This is a genomic window from Pseudomonas fuscovaginae SE-1 (genome assembly GCF_000364705.1).
Classification (GTDB): domain Bacteria; phylum Pseudomonadota; class Gammaproteobacteria; order Pseudomonadales; family Pseudomonadaceae; genus Aquipseudomonas; species Aquipseudomonas fuscovaginae_A.
Genome location: NZ_AQOH01000239.1, coordinates 1 through 17,363, shown reverse-complemented (window position 1 = coordinate 17,363; position 17,363 = coordinate 1). Strand labels below are relative to the sequence as shown.

The following is a 17,363-nucleotide window of genomic DNA, read 5'->3' as shown; positions in this document are numbered from 1 at the left end:
GCCAGAGCCATGATGAGTTACACCACGTCCTGGGACACGATCCGCTGCTGCTTGATACGCTTATAACCACCGCTTTTGACCCCGCCGCTACAGACTCCACCCAGGCGCCGTTGTTTGTCGTTCAGCCGGGCATTACAGCCCCGGTGGCACTGGCCCATGTCTCGGATCTATTAAAAATCGCTGAGCTGAATGGCGACGAGATTGGGCCACGTCTGGGTGGTGTGGAGCGCGATCTGTTCATCGGTTTGATGCACTCGCTTGAGCTGTCGCGAGCAGTGGTAGACTCGCTGTTGGCGGGAGCGGATGCTCGGCCGTCGTTCTGAAGCTGTCGCTCAATCAACTTGCCCAAAGAAGCAGCCCTATCAAGGCTGCCTCTTTGGGCAAGTCCAGCGACCTAACCATGATGAGCTACATCACCTCATAAGGCACAATCCTGCCCCACTCACGCCCGGCTTCCGTAAGCGATCCACAAACCTCACCTGATGGAGAGGAAGTTAGGTATTCGAGTCTGGTACCTGCCCTGCCTCAGTCCTTAGCCCGAACAATCGGTCAGCTAGCTGTCGACCTCGCTCCAGTCCTTCCGCCGTCAACCAGATGGATTTGTTTCTGTTGACTGGATCACTGATGAAACCCCGTTCATGCAGTCGATTCATGATCTCGAAGTCGAACCCTTTCCACGCATTACCTTTGTCAGAGCTGTAGGCTGCCAACAGGGCAAGCACTGCGTCTTCAATCAGTTTATCGTCGTATTCCATGGTGGCTACTCCGCTCTTGCGCTTCAAACGCTCCGAGAAACTCCACCATTCTCAAGATAGCTGGCTGCAGTTCCACGGCGCAGAGCTTCATAGTCTTCCACCGAGGACGCCTGCGGCAAGTGCTCCAGCGTGGGGTGCGAACACGCACAAAACTCTTGAGAAATGTGAGAGATGGAGAAATGGAACGACCTGCCCCAGTGGAGAGAACCACTAAAAGCCGAGCACAAGATTGACCACTGCCAACACCCCCGCCAACAGCACCACCGCCGCCACCGCCATTCTCTGCACCCAACGTCGCCCGAACACAGCGTCCTCGCCAGCCAGTTGAACGGCCATTTCGATGCGCCCCGGAGAAGCCAGTGTGGAAAACGCCGAGGCCACGTTGATGATGGCCATGAACATCAATACGTCCATGCCGAGCGAGCGCGAGATCTCGGCCTGCGTCGCGGCGAACATTGCGTTGGAACCGCTGCTGGAACCGGTCACGAAGCCGCCCATGGCACTCACGTAGGGGGCGATCACCAGATAGCCCGAGCCGATCTGCGATAACGCTCGTGCCAGGAAAGCCGCGGTGCCAGTGACCGACATCACGATGCCCATGACGATGAACAGGCAGGTCACCGGTCCCACCTGGGTCCAGGACTTCCAGGCCTTGGCCAGCGGTTCACCGGCCGGTCGACCCAATGAGAACCACAAGGTCGCGATGAACAGCCAGAGGGCCGGCGAAGCCAGGTAACGCCAGTTCTCGGAAAGGTGCAGAAGCTTGAAAAGGGTTCCGAGTATCAGCACGCCTCCCAACAATATCCCGTAGGCCTGCAAGGCCCTGCGCCCGATGGGTAGCAGTTTCTCGCTCGCCTGCCCGTTGCGCATCCCCCACAGCAGATGCAGGCCAATAATGGCAACGGTCCCCAGGGCACCGGCCGGGGCCGTACCGAATGCCAGGTTCGACAGGGTGACCGTTGTCGTCAGCACCAGAGCAGACAGCACCGCCAGGGCGAGCGCACGGGGCCGCTCCGACCTCGCGCTGACCAGCCACGCGGCCAGAACCCCACTGAGGGTAAAGGGCAACACGCTGAGTAACGCCGAGGCGACGCCCAGGTCATCGAACCGAACGCCGGCGAGCCCGGCGGCGATCATGGTTCCAGGCCCCATGGAGCCCCAGGGTACGGCGCACAGCCCAAGCAGCCCGATCAAGGCTGCCCGCTTTCCCGGCACGCCCATGAAGACCAGCAGCGGAATGCCGATCGTCACCCCGATACCGAACCCGGTGACCGACTCCGCAAACGGTGTGACGCCATGCACCACCAGCAGGACGGCACCGACGCCGGTCCCCACCCGGCTTCGTATCCAGTTGGCGAGGGCAACCTGCGCGCCCGCATGCCGCAATACCTCGGACATCAATAGCCCACCGCCGACGATCAGCAGCACCTCCAGCACCAGGGGCAGCCAGCGGATCGTGGCATCGCTTATTTCCACAGCACTGAGCGGAAAGGCGATAATTGCCGCCAGAATCGACGCAATCACCCCCAACAGCGCGGCATGAAGGGAGCGCAAGCCCAGGCCCAATGCCAGAACCGAGGAAAAAACGGGGGACGCGGCGAGAAGCGCATTCATTTTTCAACTCACTATTTTGCTTATAGGCAATTATATTTGCATATAAGCAAAATAGCACCACTGCAGGCAAGCGATGAAAGACGAACCCGGACGAGCAGAACCCGATCAATTCGGTAGCGCGGTACGCCAGCGACGCCTGGAGCTGGGCATCACCCTGGACCAGCTCGCGCAAAGCAGCGGCGTCTCGACGGCCGCCCTGTCGCGCCTGGAGCGCGGCATATTGAGCCCAAGCCTGCGCAACGCCCTGTCCATCGCGAAGGGACTGGGTTGCGAGTTGACCGAGCTCATCGAGCAGGAAAATGCCGAGATCACCCGTGCCGGCGAGAACCTGCGCTTCGAGGATGAAACCACCGGAATCGTGCGGCTTGCCCTGGCCCGCCCGAGCCCTGCGCTGGAACTCCTTTCGTACCACGTGCCGCCCGGGGCAGCCTCGCCGCGGTTCTCGGCCCATACGTCGGGGGCGAGAGAAATCTTTCACATCGTGTCAGGAAGGCTGGAGGTGCATGCGGGCGAGCAGGTGATGCAGCTTGAGTCAGGCGACACCGCAACGGTGAAAGGCGACTGCGAGCACTGGTTCATGAACCCGGGGGAAGAGAACACTCACTTCATCCTGACCATTCTGCGATAGGGCCGAAGCCCCCGATGCTTCATCGAACAGGGCTGCCGGTGCCCCACGTTTAATGCCAACAGTCTACGGACCTGATGAACCAGACGTTACATCGTGACTTGAAAGAGACTGCGGCCCTGCTCATGCGGCCCAACTTGAGTCTGATAGGCTTTGCCAAACGAACGTGGGCTTGAGCCTGGCGAAACACTTATTTTCTTGTGTTGGATAGGGATGTACGTAGCATGGATGCCTCAGAACAAGGATCGTCAAAATTTTCACTGAATGGGGTTAGCGATGTCGTTGACTCACTGGGCAAGCTTTTTGAGACAGTTTGGGAAAAGTCCCCAACCCTAGGTAGCTTCCTTCTGATACTTATGACTCTTTTCCCGTTTTATGCTGTCTACACTTGGGGCAAGGTGTCCAAAACGGAAAAGGGCATCGACCGCCATCTAAAATCGATTCGGGAAGCCCAAAAGAAGCAGCTGGAAGCCGCTTCCGAAGGAGAGAAATCATGATTCATACCATGCTGGGCTTTGCAGCCGCCGCAGCGGTAGTCGCCTACTGGGCCTACTGCAGGCGAGCAGCGGTTACTCACCAGATGCGCCTTGCTACGCTGGTTGAAAACTACCTCGAAAGCGATGCTAGCGCTGCTGATAAGGACTGCGCATATTTCGTGTACACGTTCGCACGGTACTGGCTGTATGTCCCTGTAATGACCGCGCTCGTACCCGTAGTGCTGATTATCAAACTTGTTTCTGGCGGATCGATGATCGATACACAGGACGGGGAGCCGAAAGAGGCGCGCGACGCGATCATCGATGCTTCCTTCAAGATGTACATGACAAAAAACCCGATAACCTCTGCTGTCTTCTTCACTGCCACAGCCGTGATGATAGGGCTGGTGTTGCCTCTCGGGATCATCTTCAAGCGTCTGAAGTCTGTGCCAAGTGCCATGGATATTTACGGTTTTATCGCGCAAGGTGCAACCCACTCGCAAGGCCGGCGCCACGCTCATTAAGTACAATCGCCAAATGCCCGGCCTCAGTGCCGGGCTTTTTGTTTCTGCCTCCAGGAAAATGCAGACGCCCATCAGCCGGCTGCGAGCACCCTCCCCGCCGGCCATGCGACAACTACTTGCCTCGGGTCATCTGCGAAAACACGCCATCGCGATAGACCCAGGCATGCATCAGCGCCGCCGAGAGGTGCCCAAGCACGAGCGCGAACAATGCCCACGCCAGGAACCCATGAGCATCACGCAACACGGCGTACCCCGCTGGGCTGGCGGGCACGATGGCCGGCAGGTTCCAGCCCTGGACGACGGTCACCGGATAGCCGCCCGCCGAGAGTACGGCCCAGCCGATCAGCGGCAGCGCCAACATCAGGATGTACAGCAGCACGTGCGAAGCCCTCGCAGCCATCACTTGCCAGGGCTGCACGCTGGCGGGCAATGCCGGGGGCTTGTTGAGCAGGCGATTGACCAGGCGCACCACCGCCAACAACAGAATCGCCAGGCCCAGCGGCCGATGCAGGTCGATCAGCCATAAGCGGTGGTGAACGGAACTCACCATGCCGACGCCAATGAAAAGCATGGCCAGTATCAGCAGCGCCATCAGCCAGTGCAGCACGCGAGCCAGCCCGTTGTAGGCACCCGAACGCGGGGATTGCCGAGGCGATTCCATCATTGCACCCCCTGCTTGCCGACCGCATCCGTCGCCCGACCGTAACCGATCTCGCGTTCGCGAAGATTGAATGACCGCGAATAGGCCGCCGAACGCGCCGCCAGTATCGGATCGTTTGAAACCTCGATACCCGCCGGAACGATGGTCGGGTCGTAATTGATATCCCGGCAGGCACCCTGGCTCTGGTCGGAGACGGCAGTGACTTCCAGTGTGCCGGCGATGACCCGCTGGCGACTCTCCGGCCAAGGCTCGGAGGGGTCGTCGACCGCATCCGTGGGCTGCGCAATCTGCAGAACCAGGTCCCAGTACAGTGGCTTCTCGGCGAGCCGGTGCCGCAGTTCCTCGAACAGGTGATTGGCACCGACCTGGCTACGCTGATCGTCGCGCAGTGCCACGAACGGCTCGCGGGGCTGCATCGTCCAGCGCACCGCCGTGCGGCGTCCGTCGGACGACACCAGGTAAAAGGCATTCACGCCATTGAACGCCGCGCCGGCAAAACTGGCCGGTGTCGGTGCTTGCGCTGCCTGTTGCAGGAACTTCTGCGCCTCCGGATACTGCTTGAGGAAGGCCGCCCTACGCTGCTCGTTGGGCTTGCCCGTGGCGGGATCGGCCGCGAGCGCTTTCTGCATGTCCAGGAAACCTTCCGCGTTGTGGGTCGCGAAGTAAGGCTGGTTGTTCATCGCCATGCGCCATTGTTGGCGATCATCGGTGTTCATCAGCAGCGCCATGCTCACCGTCTTGGTGGACGCATCCGCCGCAAACGGACTGCCGGTGCCGATCGAAAACCGTCCATTCACCGCGACTTCCGGCTGCTGGAACACGCGGGCCGCTGACAGTGACCGCGCTTCGGCGCTGGGACGAAACGTGGCGGCAAAACACATTCCCTTGCCATGGGCCCGGCGAAAACCTGCCGGGAAATCCGCTGAGCCATTGACGAACGATTGGCTGGTGGGCTGGCCGCCCAGCCAACCCGCCGTCCAGGCGAACGCCACTGCGAGCGATCCGGCAATGGCAACGATGGCGGGTATCGCCCAGCGCGAGGCCGGGGGCGTTTTTGGAGCGTTGGACATGAGGTCGAAGATTCCAGGTCAATAACGGGCAGTGAGCTTGGATCACCGCCCGATCCATACAGTTCAAAACGCCAGTATGATCGAACCCACCGCTTGCCGTGAAACGAGATAACCTCTTCATCCTGCTTCATCGCCAATGATCCTTTCTCGCAGGGCATCAGGCCGGCCAAATCAGGAGACAGGCCACGTGGGATCACCCGCTCCCGCCATCCGCTGGGCCACCCCATATTCTGGTAGACTCCCCCTTTCAGCCCCATCGCCACTCAAGCTCGCGCCCTGCCCCATCCGCGCCGGCTATGCCCACAGCGACCGATTTTCCATGCCCTTGAACGACGTTACCTCCTCCCGCTCCGAGCCCTCTCACCGCTTCAGCGTTGCGCCGATGATGGATGGGATCTACTGAAACCCTTGCAGGCCACGGAATACGGGGCTTTCAGGGATATTCAAAAACCGCTCGTGTGCACTCAGTGTGCAATTCTGAAACCACTCGTCGACCACCCTTAATACCCATGGTGTGCCTTTTTCTTTCCTGAAGGCCTCAATCAGTCCAATCCCAAGGTCAGTCAGGATAGAGAAAATGGGTAGTGTCAGTCTGTCCAATCACAGGCACTCCCTACCTCGCATCGAGCGCAGATACGGTCTGTCGCAGCACTGCATGAGGCTTCCACGACCGCAAGCGGGGCATGTGATTTCGCACGTGCGGACTGCAACATGATCACCTTTCGCACATACTGACTGTGACAATTCAAACTTTCGCACTCACCCAGTGTGACATCTAATCCAAGTCGCATTGACAGAGTGCGAAGTTTGCAATATATCGCGCCATTTGAGGCACTCTAACTGCCATTTGAGCCACTATTATTGCCACCCTAGGCACTTATATAGTCATCTCAGACAAATATTTTCAAACAAACTCTTCCTTCATGCTTTGCTCCATCCTCATAATGAAAGCATATAAAGACAGGTGGCCAGTTGTGTCTATGTCAGACAAATAAGACTGCTCACACTCCTTCGGAGGTTGCGCCATGAAAAATAACAATAAAGGCAGGCCTGCAGTTCCCGTCAAAAAGGATCAGCGGATTACATTCAGACTTACAGTCGCAGAACTGGATACCCTCAAGACCAAGCTCGAAAAGGCTGGGTTCAAGAGCCTCGGGGCTTACCTCAGAGATCTTCTGCATGACCACAAAGGCCGTGAGAAGGTTGTGATCCCTCTTGCGGCAATGCAGATAGCCCTAGAGCTCCAGAAGGTCGCCAACATGATTAATCAGGGAAAGGACAACTCCCTGGTGATCAAAGAGCTTCATAACATCAATAATAAATTGCTCGGAGCTTGAACATGATTGGCAAGATCTTTGAAAAAGGAAAAGGCAGCTTTCGTAATAGGATTGAGTACATCTTCGGACTCAGCAAGCATGAGCATGCAATTACAACAATAAAAACCATTGGTAAAAACTGCTTTGCAGCAGACCCACTGCGTCACGGGCATACAAAGGACAAGATCGATGCTGAAGGTATGATTCAAGAGTTTGACGCGATCGAAAGAATGCGTGACTCGGCGATTGATTCCGATCGGATCATCAAACCAGTTTGGCACGCCATGCTTTCTCTTCGCCCTGGTGAGTCTTTGACCGAGGAGCAGTGGTTGGCAGCAGTGGAGACGTACCTGACTGACCTGGGCTTTGGCCTAGAAAATAAGTGGGTGGCTGTACTACACGGTGACACGGATCACCAGCACGTCCATATCGTTGCCAACCGGATCTGTCTGAACGAGGAGTTTACTGTCGTCAAAGACAGCAACGAGCGCATGCGCAGCTGCGACAGCACCAGTGGCATCGAGGATAGGTTTGGCCTCTCAAAAGCTCCAGCCCCCACAGAAACATGGGGAACGCCGATCTCCCGAGCCCAGCTTGAGGCAAGCCAGCGCGACGGCAGCATACCGTTAAAGCACAGGATGATCGCCAAAATTGCTGGTGCGATCGAGGCCACCCAAGCCCAGAACGGCGACATGTTCATGCTGATCAGCTTGCTACGCCGCCAACAAGTCTACTTGCACTTCAGCAAGAACCAGGATGGCCAACCCACAGGCATCTCCTATGAGTACCAGGGCACCATAATCTCAGGCCGCAAGCTCAAACGCTCCAGACTCACATTCCAAAAATTGGTCAACCAGGAGGGAATATCCTATGACCCAGAAACCTTTCAGCGTCTTGAGAGAGAGGCTGCGCGAAGAGATAGCGACCGCCAGGAACGAGTCCGAATTTTTTACCTCGTCCTACGCGCCCGCAATCGCCGACCAAGACGTCTCAGCATCCAGGTACAGAACCAGAAAGCCCTTGAAGCCACAATCAAGGCCGTGATCGCGTTGATCCTGGCCCTCTTCGGCATCAAGGCCAGCTTTGACTTTGAAGACAAAAAGGACGGCGAGCACTACTACCAACTCCGGTCAGATTGGATGACGATGCCCAGGGCTGAGCAGGAGCAGGAGCTGGCATTGGCCTGGCAGGATGAGCCGTCGCTGGCTCTGTAATGAAAAATCCCCGCAGTGCGGGGATCCTAATCATTTCTGCTCATGCGATGAGGCCTAGAAGGCTTCGTCGATTACGTCTTTCAACGACTCAATCACACCGCCAGCGCCAACGAGCAGATACGTGCAGTTGATCGAGATGAAGATGTTGTTGTTGATGAAAGCGGTCATCGGGCTTGAGCACATCATGATGTGATCGAAGATATCCGGCTCGTTGTTCCGCGCCAGGATCTCCCCAAGAACAAGGCGGAAAGGTTTCGTGTCTGAACGCTGATCTGCAGATGGTTCGTAACTCAAGAACCAATTCCGGATGACCATGGCCTCACTACTAGCTTCAGCAAAAAGCTCCATTGCGCGTTCTTCGGACATCCCGCTGCCCTGGATTTCTTTGGCGTGCTTCCACAGCAACTCAATCCTGTGCTCCGGGGGATGGATGTCGCCGATCATGAGCTTTCTTCTAGTCATTTACACATATCATGGCATTTAGTAAGTGATCAGTTTACGTCAAGCGCTGCTGGGGTTCAATACGCCAGTCTCAGTCGTAAAGGGCCTACGGCGGATCACCGTACTGATCGTGCGCGCCCGGTGCTCCAGCCCGTCCTTCATCTTGTAAGCCGTGATCTCGAACCTCAAGTACTCGCGAACCCACCCCTCTGGGCTCTTCGGCTGGTCTGCAAACGAGTAGTAGTAATCGTCCATATCCTTGATCGAAAAAATCACGTCGCCGTCCTCGCTGTCGTAGATGTCGATCTGGAAGAGCGTGTTCGAGCTGATCTCGGTGTTTTCGTCATCGTCTTCGAAGAAACGGATCTCCTGCAGCGCACCATCGCGTTTTCCCCACTGGGCCACCGGCACGTCGCCAGGCCCATATTCGCCATTGAAAACCTTGCCGCCGTCAGTCACGACAGAGAGCGCTCCAGGGGTTTGAGGCTCCCAGTTTGAATCGACGAAATCATGGCGATATAGCTTCGCAACATCGAGAGCCTGGCGGCTGTACTGATTCATCACGCGCAGCTTGAGCTCAATCCGATTCCCGTCGTAGAACTCGTGATTAGTCAGTCCATGCCCCTCGCTGACAGCCCAGACCTTGACGCCTGACTCGTGCGCCACTGGCCAGGTTCCAAACAGCCCTCGCTTCACGTTCTTGACCGTACAGCTGCCATCAGCATTTTGAATTGCTTGCGAGTAGACGATCCATTCCTCTCGCCCCTGGTCTTCGATGTACAGAAGGCCCATGCCATCCCGGCGTTCGTTCAAGGCATAGCTGTCGAGCTGCAGGACATCACCAGACAACACCAGGCTCTCCAAATCCCATGGCCCAAAGCCCGCGCCGTGGTCATCAAACTGGCCAACGTTTCCTAGCTCAGGCAACGCTTCACCCAAGTAGCAGACGGGCGTGAAAGAGAAATTGCCGTGCTCGTTCCAGTAGCTGTCATCCAGATAGCGAGTCACCAAGCGGTAGTCCAGAGCACCTGCAGGCGCTTCGGCAAGGCACAGCACCGCCTTTGTCATCCCGATTTTGTCAGTCAACGGTGCCGGCGCAGTCATGAAAACCACGGACACGGGATCAAGAGGCTCAGGGCGTTCTTCGTCGATCACGCGATCAGACCCATCACTGTAAATAGACGTGGTGACACCAAACACGTCCTGCGCCAGTGACAGGCGAACAGCAGAGTCACCAGGCCTCCCCAGATCCACCGAGGTCACGCGCATGATCATGTTTTCAATGCCATGAGCTGGCCAAGTGAAGCGCACAGGGTCACCTACCTCAGCAGCGAACATTGACCTGTTAGCAACCACTGAAACTGTGCTCAGGGGAACAGACACTGCGGTCAACTCCCTCTCACACACCCGCTGTGCAATGTCTGCCCGCGAGATACAGGGCGCACTCATGGTTTTGCTGTCGACATCTCCTTTGTGTGCAAAAGTGCCCAAATTCTGAGCCTGCACTGTCCTCTCAGTGAAGTTGTTGGAGGCGTCGATGAATTTCAGCTTCACTTCGTCGATCGCGGTGTCGAGCGAGCCGTTCGAAAAGTCGCTGATGCTTTTGACGTTCCTGGGGCTGAGGATTGGCAAGGTGTCGTAGTCGTAGTCTGCGCGGATCAGTTTGATCTTGAGTCTGCCGTCCTGTGGGTCAGTAATCAGGGAGCCCTGGATGGCACTCAAAATCGAGTCGATCACGTCCGAAGTGGCAGTGCTGGAATCGATCTGCAAGCTGACTCCGAAATCCTCGTCAAACAGGGTTTTTGCCACCTGCTCGATGTTCTCGATGTTGACCTTTTCTTTCGGGATCGAGGCGCCAAAGCGCTTGTCTGTCAGGACTTCGTAGATCGTGTATGCGGGGTTGCAGTCGTCGCCGATTTGCTCGTATTCAGTCCGGCCAGTAGGTGATGGCGAGAACCTGGAGCAGACGAAAGAGATTTTCGGCGGGGTCGTGCTGTTGCCGAGGTAGAAGCTCTGGAAGACTGCGTAGGTCAGGCCTTTCATGCCACTGACAACGTCCACACCTACTTTCTGCTGCAGGTATGCGTTAGGGGCTTGGCCGTAGTCACCTGGATAAAAATGCACGGTGCCACCCACACCGCCATTCTTGCCTTCGCCGCCCATGAGGTCAGGCTTGTTGATCGAAAATGAGCCTGAGGTGACGTTACCGCTCCAGCCCAGATCATCGTCAAAGTAAACAGCCTTTAGGGTCGTGCCAGGGCCATGGCAAATGCCCAATTGCAGACCCATATAATATTTGTATCCGATAACGGTCTTTTTGGACGTGAAGAGCATCTTGATCTTTTCATAGATCTTTTTAGTGCTCAGATCTCCGTACCAAATGACGTTAGAGCCACCAAGTTTCCTGGTGCCGAACAGAACTTGAACAGGCCGCTCATTTGCAGTTGGGAATGTGAAGTCAGCCAAACCAGCAGGTTGTGCATTAGGGTTCTTCACTTTCATGCGCGACAACATGAAAGCCATCATTATAATTTGGATGATCAAGTTGATCCAGGTGGACGGATCCATAGCTATTCTTCTTGTTATGAGCCGAATGGGTTTGTATTGGGGATGGTGAGGAAGCCGTAGAAATTATCAAAGTTTCCGAAACCTTGGCACGCAGAAGCTGATCTATCGCAGCCTTTGGCAATCTTTACCTTCGAGCCTACTTCTATTCCGTATATAGGTGAAATCAAGGTGACTTCACGAGTTGCTATGTTGACGCCTGTGATCATCCGAAAGTCAGACTCATCGAACGAAAGCAGGCCCGCAAGGTAGTACTCTGTACTGTCGCCGATGTATGAAAGTTGGAGCCTGGTGCCGTTGTCAGAAATTGCCTGGACGACAGAGTCTTTCTGAAACTTCGTTATATCCAAGCCGCAAAGATCATCGTACAGATGGTTGTTGCATTGAGACTGATACCCAAATCTCAGCATCTGCCGCCTAAGCAATCCACTAGATGGCGCACAGTGAAGAGTTCCAGTCGTATTGCTGAAGTCACAGCCAATAACTTCACCGGAAAAACTCTCCTGCGACAATGCTGGGTTGTCCCGCTGTGCGACAAACACACTGACGTAAACGTGCTTTGCAGGAAGATGGCCTTGGAACAGTAAGGGGATGGCAGAGTTGCTGGGCAGCTGAATATCAAGCTTGTTTTTGTAATCCTGGCTCGACCGCTGAATCTTCGTGCGATTGATGGGCAATGGCTCGTACACCCGTCCATCCACATGCAGGAATTTCCGGGAGTCATTGCAATAGGCGTACGAATCCGTGCCATGCTCAAACAAGTACAGTTCGACAGGCGCGGACAGCGAATTGCTTTTCTCAATCTGTTCCAGTGTCAGCATGGAGCAACGTCTTTATTGTTTTTGTTATTGACGATGTTGTTTCGTTGCTGAACAAGAACCTGAAACCATCTGAATCAAACCTAGCCAGGTACAAAGGAGAGATATAATCCACATCCTCGACCGAAATATTGGCCAGCTCTTCATCGAGCGTAATCAGTTCTTTGTCGTTTAGAGTTCTTTCTACTGATAAGACTGTCCTGCACAACGTAGTTCCATTATACAAAACAATCATGATGCCAGGAGCGAAACTCAGCGACTTTTTGAACGACGAGTAGTATGCGTCACTGACGACAATTTGCTTGCTTGCCGATCTGACATCCTCAACAAGTTCCATTGCAACATTCGGAGCCTGAACGTAAAACTCGCCCTGAGCCCCTCGGCATGAAGCCGCAAAATCTTCGAGTTTCTGACGATCAGCGTGAGAAAAATGCAGATATTGATAAGAATAGGTACGAACAGCACCAGGTTGTTTATCGTAAACATATTGCAGGCCCGTGTCGGAATCAAAGGTTTCGCGGAGACGATTGAATGAAGTGGTTGGTGATTGGCCCCAGTCCGGTTTGACATCTAGGACTTTCTTGCCATTGTACTCAGTAAACGAAGAGGTGATGGCAGGAGTCTCAAACTTACCCTCTACGCCTTCGAACGTCATAGTGTAAGTGCCAACCTGCCTGGTGTAGTTCATTGAAGAGGTTTCGTTAGCAACTCTCGACGTCATCAACGGCAGTAGTTTTGAATTCAAACCATAGTTTTTCTTAACCAAACTTTTAAGCTCAATTACCTGCCCAGCAGTGCTAGCCACTTCAAAAACTTCGTGATCAGTGCCATTTGTGAGGATGACTCGATCAGCTTGAAGAAGGTACTGATTGGGCATTGAGACGCTGAGTGACGTATCGCCGGTCTGGGCAGATTCGGAAAGCTCGCTGCCGAACATCCACAAAGGCAGGAGGAACGGCCCCGCTACGTTGTGCACCAGGTTGTCAAAACGGTAAGCATCTCTGTCAGCGAAGGTGTACTGGTAGTTCACCGAAACCCGAGGGGCACGCCGCAGGGAAACACGTTGCTCGTTACCGTCGAAGGACTCATGAACTTCAGTCAAATACTGGAGGTTGAGTTCGGGGGTCGCTGACCAGTCAATTGCCCACGGAATAACGGCTGCTCTGGTGCCGGTCAAAGTGAAGATGACGGGTGCTGCACCTGTAAAACTGAAGGTTGCGCGGTAGTCGAGATCGTCGCCGTTTTCATCGATGCCTAGCGTGTAAATCTGGCTGACGAACGAGCGGACGAGACCCTGGCTAAGGCCGGTCAGCGCCGTATCAGCATCTCCTTCCTGATCGACCTCTTTAAGCGTCAGTGCATTGGTGTATGAGCTCCAGAAGCTAAACGCATAGCTAGCCCCGCCAGTGATGAGACCGGCGTCGATAGCAGAGGGGGTCATGAATACGTTGTCGTAGAAGTAGTCGCCCCAAACCCGCTGCCGGAGCCCTGCAGCTACGGGCCCAGACATATCTGGCATACCCGAGCCCCCAGGCCCAACACCAGGCTGAACCGACTCGACAACCCCAACCAAAACAGCTCTGGGCACGAAAAATCCCGGCACCTGGTACCGAGCTGACTGGTCAATAAGGGCTGGAGCGCGGGCGATCTTATTCATCAAGCTTGATCGCCACGCCCATGCCTTTTGCGGCATCGTTGTACATAAAAGGGCTGGCCTTTGCGCCAATCGGGAAGGCAATGAATTTGCTGGAACCCACGGCGTATTGCTGCCCTGGCGTGATCAGTCTCATCGATACCAAGGACACGTCAATTACGTCTCCAAGGGGACATAGCTTGCTTCGATAAAGCGTGTATACAGACACAGGCATCAGAGACGACAAACCGGTCAGGTCGCTGACACTCCTAGCCCTTGTGCCGTACGCCCCGGCATACGTCCCTCCATCGCCCTGGACGTAAGTTGGCACCTTGCCGTTGTAGCTGTTGATTGACGTGGGAACGTCGTCAACAGAAGAGAGCCAGCCAGTAGTATCCGAGTGCGCAACACGGCAGTGAAAGGTACCTGTAGTCACTGGTTGGAATGGCAAATTGTACGCAGCAGAATTCCTGATGTTGCTTGATGTATAAAACTGACCACCAGTGTTGTCTGAATAAGTATCCAGCTTGCCAAAGCACAGGTGGGAATACTTGTCAGTGTCGTACTCGCAAACCACATGCACAATCGAATCCGAGTACAGAAAGTGGTACTTTCCTGACGCCCCGCAATTCAAAACTTCCCGAGCCAACGCTGTTACGGCCCCAGGTTGAGACTTCCAGTCTGCAGAGTCCGAAAACCCCGTGTTTCCACGAATCGATACGCCACGATAAGCAGTAGCAGTGCCAGGGGACGCTGAACTGTCTGGGTCAAACAGGTTGTAACTGCGCAGAGAGAAATAAGTGTCCCCCTTGTGCACCAAAAGCTGATAGCCAAAAACAGAGTCGGACACCAGCCCGAACTTATCGACCGTCCAGCCAGCTGCAACCAACTGATCGCGAAGAACAGAAATAAGGGAATCAGGGCTGTTGTACGCCCCAGTGACATACTTCATGACAACCTCAACGCAAAGTTTTCAGATGCGCGAAACACATTAGGGATTACCAGGTAGTTGACGCCATCAACAGTAACAACTGTTTCAGAAGTAGTTCCATCGTTGGAAATTGCATAGATGCCGTCTAGGTACCCAAGCCAGATCCCATCGTCAGCAGTCGCCTCAGCACTCAATTTAGAAGAGACAACAAAGGCTGGATAGAGCACATGATCCCCAGCAATAGTTTTCCCTAGGCTGGAGATGTCGTTATCAAAGGGCCAGACGTACGCAAAATCAATTGCATAGTTCCCAACACTGCCCATTTTCACGCTCTGCCATGAGGCCGTTGGCAGGCATACACGACTAGGCCTACCAGAAGTACGCCCGAACACAAACGACTGCACGCCATCCGTTGTGGTTGACCATGTCGTACCATCACCATTAGCCCCAACAAACCCTGGGAACTGGTACACGTCCGTAGGCGCAAACGGCAGCAAATACCCCAAGTAGAAACTATGGTAGGTATTCGAAATTCTGCAAACCCCGCAAATCCTTCGATCACTCACAGTCAACCAAACCTTAAACGCCTGGTTATGCAACGTGAGTCTAGGAAGCAATGAAGACGAAGAAGTGGCAATCACCCCTAACTGATCAGCAATGGCACGCGTCGAGTCATAAACACGGAACATCTGAAACTCGACATTCACACCAGAGACAATCAACCCCACATACCCGCCAGATGGAATCTGCAGAATCTTCTCTGACGAAGTATTGCGCACAACTGTCCAGCCGACTGTCTCGGCAAAAGACAGAAGGTTGGACAGGAAGGAAGTGTGATCAGCGGCATCAATCGTCTGGTACATATCAGCTCTTGTTGGCTGTTTGATCTATAGAATAATTATAGCACTTACCACGACTTGATTTCGCCCTTATTTGCTCGCAAAAGATTCATAATCACTCTTTCTCCTGCCGGGCTATCCATGCTGGAAGCGATCGATTCGCTGTCGATCTGGTTCACGATCGTTACTTTTTGCTCAGGAGCCGCTGATTGATCCTGGCCTTTACCGATGTTGTTGCGATGGCGTGGGTCGTTTTTGGTGAGGACTTCTTCACCTTTTTGCAAAACTGCAGGGACTTCATCAGCCGCGAGCCCAGCAATCCCGCCAGTGTGGTAGTAGAGCGGAGTTGTAAACATCAGGGGGTTAATAGTCCTGGAGCGGCCACCGCCTGACCCGATTACGCCACCGTCGTGATTAACAGAGGCTGAGAGACCTGAAAGCGCACTACTCATACCACCGCCACTGGCACCGCCGTAACCAAAGGCCGACAACATTTGCTGGATAGCGAGTTGGATCAGCATTTTTGCGATGATTTTGGAGATGTCAGCGAGTACCGACGTAGCCATCTCGGACATCGCATCAGACGCAGATTTACTGCCACTTATCCAGCCAGAAAACGCGCTTTCGAAGTTACTGGACATGCTCTCGCCCAGAGCGCCTGTAAGCTGATCCAGGGACAGCACACTCGACTTGGCGTCTTCGGTCATCTTGTTAACGCGATCGAGATCCTCCTCATTGCCCGTGTTGCCTGCAGCTTCCTCTCCGCGTTCGATCAGCTTTCCAGACTGCGCCTTGAAATCAGCCTGGGTGATCTGGTTTTTGCTGAGTTTTTCCTTGAGTCGGTCGTACTGGCGCTCAATCTCTGTCAGCTCGGCTTTCGCCTTCCTCGCATCGACCAGTTCCTTGGCGGCAGTCGAGTCTTCGCCCAGGGATTCCAGAACCCGTTTGGTATCCGCAAACTCGCGCTCGATCTCTTTTAAATCAGCCTGGTAGTCGTTACCCCTGATCCTCAGTAGGTCGACGTCCAGTTGCTCTTTCAATGCCTTGATTTGGGCCTTCGCATCGGCCAGCGAACTCGCACGCTCACCCTTGAGCAGAGCCTCCTGATTTGCCAACTGCCCGGTGAGATTGACCTGCTCCTGGCGCTTAACCGTGATCTGCGCTTCCAAGTCAGCAATGGCGCCCAAGGCCGTGCCACGCTCACTATCGATGGTCGACTGTCCGAGCACCTTTTTCTGCGCTGACAGCTGAGCTTCCAGGACTTTCAGATCCTCGCCAATGCTCGCTTTGCGCTGATCACTGATCTCCTGGTTTGCTTTCAAATCGATGGCCAGGCGCTCATCCGCGATCTCATTGGCAGTGAGGCCCTCAGCTTTTGCGCGGTCGTCCAAGGCACGCTGATCTAGCTGCTGTTGCGTCTGGATGCGCTCAATCGTCTGATCGATCTGCATCTTGTTGAGATCAGCCGAAAGCTTCGCCTGTGTTGCGGCCAGCGTTGCCGCAGTTTGCGTGTTCGTGAGGCTGTTTTTGCCCTGAGTCCCTTCGGATTGCTTACCGCGCTCCGCTTCTCTGTCTTTTGCTAGCTTTTCGTTCTCGTCGCGAATCTCCTGGGCACGGCGCTGGTACTCTTCAGCTTGCTTCAGAAGTTCGTTGCCGGTGTTTTTCCCGGTATTGATATCCAGAATCAACTGCTGGGCTTCAGCATCCGTCATGCTTTTTTTGGCACGCAGATTTTGAGTCGTGGTAGAAGTGGTGTGCTCGACTCGCTCGTAGCTGGCATTGATATTTTTATCAGCCATCTTCCCGAGTTCGGCTTGCCAGTTCTTGACTCTTTCTGAGAGTCCGTCAGCTACCCCGCCAGGAATCAGGTCTAGGCTTTTA

17 protein-coding genes are annotated in these 17,363 nt (G+C 54.8%); 6 read left to right on the top strand and 11 right to left on the bottom strand.

The features are described 5' to 3' along the window. Positions 1 to 323: hypothetical protein (locus tag K675_RS31135; protein WP_017905327.1), on the top strand; the 323-nt coding region annotated here is incomplete at its 5' end. Between the two features lie 171 nt (positions 324 to 494). Here K675_RS31135 and K675_RS0120380 read toward each other — a convergent pair. Together K675_RS0120380 and K675_RS0120375 are read right to left on the bottom strand one after the other, a co-directional pair. After that, entirely contained in the window at positions 495 to 755 is a 261-nt protein-coding gene (locus K675_RS0120380) for an IS66 family transposase (RefSeq protein ID WP_017905326.1), read from the bottom strand. A 210-nt stretch (positions 756 to 965) separates the two neighbouring features. After that, on the bottom strand, positions 966 to 2,369 hold the full coding sequence (locus K675_RS0120375) for an L-lactate permease (protein ID WP_017905325.1): 1,404 nt from the start codon (positions 2,367 to 2,369) through the stop codon (positions 966 to 968). A 73-nt stretch (positions 2,370 to 2,442) separates the two neighbouring features. Between K675_RS0120375 and K675_RS0120370 the strand changes: the two genes are divergently transcribed. From K675_RS0120370 to K675_RS0120360, 3 genes are all read left to right on the top strand, one after another. Further along, entirely contained in the window at positions 2,443 to 2,997 is a 555-nt protein-coding gene (locus tag K675_RS0120370) for a helix-turn-helix domain-containing protein (protein ID WP_017905324.1), read from the top strand. Positions 2,998 to 3,218: 221 nt separating this feature from the next. Beyond that, entirely contained in the window at positions 3,219 to 3,491 is a 273-nt protein-coding gene (locus tag K675_RS0120365; protein ID WP_017905323.1) for a hypothetical protein, read from the top strand. Further along, positions 3,488 to 3,994: a hypothetical protein gene (locus tag K675_RS0120360; RefSeq protein WP_017905322.1), complete on the top strand. Its 507-nt coding sequence runs from the start codon at positions 3,488 to 3,490 to the stop codon at positions 3,992 to 3,994. The genes K675_RS0120365 and K675_RS0120360 overlap by 4 nt, the downstream gene beginning before the upstream one ends. A 112-nt stretch (positions 3,995 to 4,106) precedes the next feature. Here K675_RS0120360 and K675_RS0120355 read toward each other — a convergent pair whose 3' ends face one another. Then, positions 4,107 to 4,655, bottom strand: a complete 549-nt coding sequence (locus tag K675_RS0120355) for a cytochrome b (RefSeq protein ID WP_020481072.1) — start codon at positions 4,653 to 4,655, stop codon at positions 4,107 to 4,109. Further along, on the bottom strand, positions 4,655 to 5,725 hold the full coding sequence (locus K675_RS0120350) for a catalase family peroxidase (RefSeq protein WP_026145378.1): 1,071 nt from the start codon (positions 5,723 to 5,725) through the stop codon (positions 4,655 to 4,657). Before K675_RS0120350 ends, K675_RS0120355 begins: the two co-directional genes overlap by 1 nt. Before the next feature lie 1,025 nt (positions 5,726 to 6,750). Between K675_RS0120350 and K675_RS31130 the strand changes: the two genes are divergently transcribed. Further along, positions 6,751 to 7,062 carry a plasmid mobilization protein gene (locus tag K675_RS31130; protein WP_017905318.1) on the top strand — a complete coding sequence of 104 codons (312 nt, stop codon included), beginning with the start codon at positions 6,751 to 6,753 and terminating at the stop codon, positions 7,060 to 7,062. 2 nt (positions 7,063 to 7,064) lie between these two features. Continuing rightward, the gene (locus K675_RS0120335) at positions 7,065 to 8,255 is read left to right on the top strand and encodes a relaxase/mobilization nuclease domain-containing protein (RefSeq protein WP_017905317.1); all 1,191 of its coding nucleotides are present in this window, start codon (positions 7,065 to 7,067) and stop codon (positions 8,253 to 8,255) included. A gap of 54 nt (positions 8,256 to 8,309) precedes the next feature. Here the strand turns inward: K675_RS0120335 and K675_RS0120330 are convergent, their stop codons facing one another. From K675_RS0120330 to K675_RS31120, 7 genes are all read right to left on the bottom strand, one after another. After that, positions 8,310 to 8,699 (bottom strand): hypothetical protein, encoded by a 390-nt coding sequence (locus K675_RS0120330; RefSeq protein WP_157383965.1) that lies wholly within the window; start codon positions 8,697 to 8,699, stop codon positions 8,310 to 8,312. 57 nt (positions 8,700 to 8,756) lie between these two features. After that, positions 8,757 to 11,264 carry a phage tail protein gene (locus K675_RS31890; protein ID WP_017905315.1) on the bottom strand — a complete coding sequence of 836 codons (2,508 nt, stop codon included), beginning with the start codon at positions 11,262 to 11,264 and terminating at the stop codon, positions 8,757 to 8,759. Positions 11,265 to 11,278: 14 nt separating this feature from the next. Next, positions 11,279 to 12,082: a phage BR0599 family protein gene (locus tag K675_RS0120320; protein WP_017905314.1), complete on the bottom strand. Its 804-nt coding sequence runs from the start codon at positions 12,080 to 12,082 to the stop codon at positions 11,279 to 11,281. Next, complete coding sequence (locus K675_RS0120315; RefSeq protein WP_017905313.1) at positions 12,060 to 13,736, bottom strand: hypothetical protein; 1,677 nt, start codon at positions 13,734 to 13,736, stop codon at positions 12,060 to 12,062. Before K675_RS0120315 ends, K675_RS0120320 begins: the two co-directional genes overlap by 23 nt. Next, positions 13,729 to 14,664, bottom strand: coding sequence for a hypothetical protein (locus K675_RS0120310; RefSeq protein ID WP_017905312.1), 936 nt, complete (start codon positions 14,662 to 14,664; stop codon positions 13,729 to 13,731). Before K675_RS0120310 ends, K675_RS0120315 begins: the two co-directional genes overlap by 8 nt. Next, positions 14,661 to 15,506 (bottom strand): hypothetical protein, encoded by an 846-nt coding sequence (locus K675_RS0120305; protein ID WP_017905311.1) that lies wholly within the window; start codon positions 15,504 to 15,506, stop codon positions 14,661 to 14,663. The genes K675_RS0120310 and K675_RS0120305 overlap by 4 nt, the downstream gene beginning before the upstream one ends. Before the next feature lie 44 nt (positions 15,507 to 15,550). After that, on the bottom strand, positions 15,551 to 17,363 hold a 1,813-nt coding region (locus tag K675_RS31120), incomplete at its 5' end, for a hypothetical protein (RefSeq protein WP_017905310.1).

Bases quoted from the DNA above. Each gene is read 5' to 3' on its own strand.
- K675_RS0120355 (WP_020481072.1), bottom strand. From the start codon at position 4,655: ATGGAATCGCCTCGGCAATCCCCGCGTTCGGGTGCCTACAACGGGCTG.
- K675_RS31130 (WP_017905318.1), top strand. From the start codon at position 6,751: ATGAAAAATAACAATAAAGGCAGGCCTGCAGTTCCCGTCAAAAAGGAT.
- K675_RS0120330 (WP_157383965.1), bottom strand. From the start codon at position 8,699: ATGATCGGCGACATCCATCCCCCGGAGCACAGGATTGAGTTGCTGTGG.
- K675_RS0120380 (WP_017905326.1), bottom strand. From the start codon at position 755: ATGGAATACGACGATAAACTGATTGAAGACGCAGTGCTTGCCCTGTTG.
- K675_RS0120360 (WP_017905322.1), top strand. From the start codon at position 3,488: ATGATTCATACCATGCTGGGCTTTGCAGCCGCCGCAGCGGTAGTCGCC.
- K675_RS0120315 (WP_017905313.1), bottom strand. From the start codon at position 13,736: ATGAATAAGATCGCCCGCGCTCCAGCCCTTATTGACCAGTCAGCTCGG.
- K675_RS0120365 (WP_017905323.1), top strand. From the start codon at position 3,219: ATGGATGCCTCAGAACAAGGATCGTCAAAATTTTCACTGAATGGGGTT.
- K675_RS0120375 (WP_017905325.1), bottom strand. From the start codon at position 2,369: ATGAATGCGCTTCTCGCCGCGTCCCCCGTTTTTTCCTCGGTTCTGGCA.
- K675_RS0120335 (WP_017905317.1), top strand. From the start codon at position 7,065: ATGATTGGCAAGATCTTTGAAAAAGGAAAAGGCAGCTTTCGTAATAGG.
- K675_RS0120305 (WP_017905311.1), bottom strand. From the start codon at position 15,506: ATGTACCAGACGATTGATGCCGCTGATCACACTTCCTTCCTGTCCAAC.
- K675_RS0120310 (WP_017905312.1), bottom strand. From the start codon at position 14,664: ATGAAGTATGTCACTGGGGCGTACAACAGCCCTGATTCCCTTATTTCT.
- K675_RS0120320 (WP_017905314.1), bottom strand. From the start codon at position 12,082: ATGCTGACACTGGAACAGATTGAGAAAAGCAATTCGCTGTCCGCGCCT.
- K675_RS31890 (WP_017905315.1), bottom strand. From the start codon at position 11,264: ATGGATCCGTCCACCTGGATCAACTTGATCATCCAAATTATAATGATG.
- K675_RS0120370 (WP_017905324.1), top strand. From the start codon at position 2,443: ATGAAAGACGAACCCGGACGAGCAGAACCCGATCAATTCGGTAGCGCG.
- K675_RS0120350 (WP_026145378.1), bottom strand. From the start codon at position 5,725: ATGTCCAACGCTCCAAAAACGCCCCCGGCCTCGCGCTGGGCGATACCC.